Source organism: Mesorhizobium sp. M1A.F.Ca.IN.020.06.1.1 (assembly GCF_004023265.1).
Lineage (GTDB): Bacteria > Pseudomonadota > Alphaproteobacteria > Rhizobiales > Rhizobiaceae > Mesorhizobium.
On sequence record NZ_RZSR01000912.1, the window covers coordinates 1 to 2,433 of the forward strand.

The following is a 2,433-nucleotide window of genomic DNA, read 5'->3' on the forward strand; positions in this document are numbered from 1 at the left end:
GCATATAGAAGGGATGAAAGGAGATCATGCCGCCAAGGGCTATTATGACGGCCTTGCCGGCATGATCTCCTTTCATCCCTTCTATATGCTGCCGCTCTGCAACACCGCGCGCTGGGACACGCATTGCGGTGCGGCCTATGCGATGATCTACCGCTTCATTTGCGACGAGCCTCAGAACTGGGGCCGCGCAAGCGACGGCGCCCCGATCCCGCAGGCGCATTCCGCGGTCAGGGCGCCAGGTGCCAACGACGCGCTGATGATGATGTACATGGCTTCCAAGGCGCTGCGCGATTCCATGCTGGCGCACCAGGGCGGCTGGTCGATCAGCGAGGCGATCCTGACCGCGGGCCAGGCGACCGCTGACAATCTGCCGGCGGGCCTTGCCGAGATCCAGTACATGATCCGCGTGCCGACCATCGCCATGGCCGAGCAGGTGACCGCCGTGCTCGACCGAAACGCGGAAGCCGCCGCCAGGATGAGCGGCTCCCGCTACGAACGCCACTGGGTGTCGAAGTCGCGCCCGGGACTGGCCAACCACGCCATGGCCGGCATCACCTATGAAGCGCTCTCGACCGTCGGTCCGCCACAGTGGAACGAAGAGGCGAGGGCGATCGCCCGCGAGGTCCAGGTCAATGCTGGCGGCGAGGCGACCGAGAATCCGTTCATCGACGAGCTGGAGCGCCTTATCACGCCGCAGGAGGCCGAGGCGATCCTGCGGCGCGACCTGCCGCCCTCGCAGGTGAACTCGACCTCGGACGACTATACCGACATGAGCTGGCACGCGCCGACATCGCGCTTCTACGTCGCCCGCCCGGCGCTGCGCTCGGCCAATGGTCACGCCTATCCCGCTTGGGTGATGAATGCGTTGGGCGGCATTGCGGCCACCATCGACCCGATGGTCACCTGCGCCTCCAAGACCGTCGCGCTCACCGCGCTTCGCCTACTGGAAGACAAGGCGGCGCGCGATGCGGCCATGGACGAATTCGTCAGGCGAACCGGCGGCGGCGCCGGCGGCTCGAACTGGATCGCGCCGCTTTGTGACTACGAGCCGCCGACAAACTTCCGCTGGCCGGAATATGTCCACACCGCGCGCGGGCGCGACTGGTGGATACCGAGCAGCCAATGATCTCAGGCAGACCGACCCACGAGGAGAACACCATGACCGTCCATGACCGCATCGTCGCCGAGCCGTTCTCGCTGCAGCGCCGCAATCCCAATGGCGGCACCAAGCCGCTTACTGCCTGGGGCTTCGCCAACGAGACCGATGTTCTGACCGACGTGCTGCTCGGCTCGCCCAATTTCCTTCGCCATCTTTCGACCAGTTCGCTGTCCAGAAAGCATTTGCGCGAGGCGCCCTGCAACATCCAGATCGCCCAGGCGCAGCACAAGGACCTCGTCGCCGCTTACGAGCATTTCGGCGTCACCATCCATTGGCACGAGCCGACGCCGGAACTGCCGATGCAGGTCTATTCGCGCGACTCCAGCGTCATGACGCCCTACGGCGCGTTCATCACCGCAATGGCCAACTGGTGGCGGCGCGGCGAGAACTACGCCGCCATCCGCACCTATGAGAAGCTCGGCATCCCGATCTACGACATGGTGACCGCCGGCACCTTCGAGGGCGGCGACTTCAACGTCATCGAGGAAGGCGTGGTGCTGATCGGCTGCGGCGGCGCCCGCACGCAGGAGGAGGGAGCGCGCCAGGTGCAGGCCTGGTTCGACAAGGAAGGCTGGGAGACGCGCATCGCCTTCATCGACGAATACTACGTGCACATAGACCTGATGGTGGTGCCGATCGCCGAAAAGCTCACCGCCGTCTGCCTTGCCTGCACCGAGCCCGGCATCGTCGACTGGCTGAAGGGCAAGGGCCACGAGATCATCGACGTGCCCTTCCAGGATACGATGGCGCTCGGCTGCAACTTCATGTCGCTCGGCAAGGACAGGGTGATCGCGCCGACCTCGAGCAAGACGCTGATTGAAAAGCTGAAGGCACGTGGCTTCGAGGTGGCGGCCGTCGACATGAGTGAGATCTCCAAGACCGGCGGCGGCATTCACTGCATGGCGCAGGCGCTGAAGCGGGTGAAGGCATAGGAGCACGGCGCCGAAGCTGCCAATCTCCCCCTTGAGGGCCCTTGAGGGGGAGATCTCCAGCAGGACAGAAGGGGCGCGAAAGAGCTTCGATCTGTCCCGTTTCGCTCACTCTCTACGCTGCGCCGGTCCACTCAGCGTATCGCCTCTGGCCCATGCCGGCGAACAGCATAATCATCATGATGGTGAAGAAGAAGGCGATGCCGAGGTAGAAGAAATTCGCTATGGGCGAAATCTTCACATACCGCACCTGCTTGAACGGCACGCCGCTCGGCTTTGTCGCCGCCAGTCCGAGCCAGAAGAAGAGGGTGACGGCAACGAGCACGCCGATATAAGGATCCATCC

The 2,433-nt window shown here is 64.1% G+C and carries 3 protein-coding genes; 2 read left to right on the forward strand and 1 reads right to left on the reverse strand.

Annotation, left to right across the window (positions count from 1 at the left end):
• A partial coding sequence (locus EOA60_RS28910) for an amidohydrolase (protein ID WP_128312316.1) occupies positions 1-1,126 on the forward strand: 1,126 nt, incomplete at its 5' end.
• 32 nt (positions 1,127-1,158) lie between these two features.
• A complete protein-coding gene (locus EOA60_RS28915) occupies positions 1,159-2,091 on the forward strand; it encodes a dimethylarginine dimethylaminohydrolase family protein (RefSeq protein WP_067330684.1) in 933 nt (310 codons plus the stop codon).
• 112 nt (positions 2,092-2,203) lie between these two features.
• On the opposite strand, the gene EOA60_RS37830 is transcribed toward EOA60_RS28915, so the two are convergent.
• The coding region (locus tag EOA60_RS37830) for a hypothetical protein (RefSeq protein WP_164899625.1) at positions 2,204-2,433 on the reverse strand (230 nt) is incomplete at its 5' end.

Bases quoted from the DNA above. Each gene is read 5' to 3' on its own strand.
- EOA60_RS28915 (WP_067330684.1), top strand. From the start codon at position 1,159: ATGACCGTCCATGACCGCATCGTCGCCGAGCCGTTCTCGCTGCAGCGC.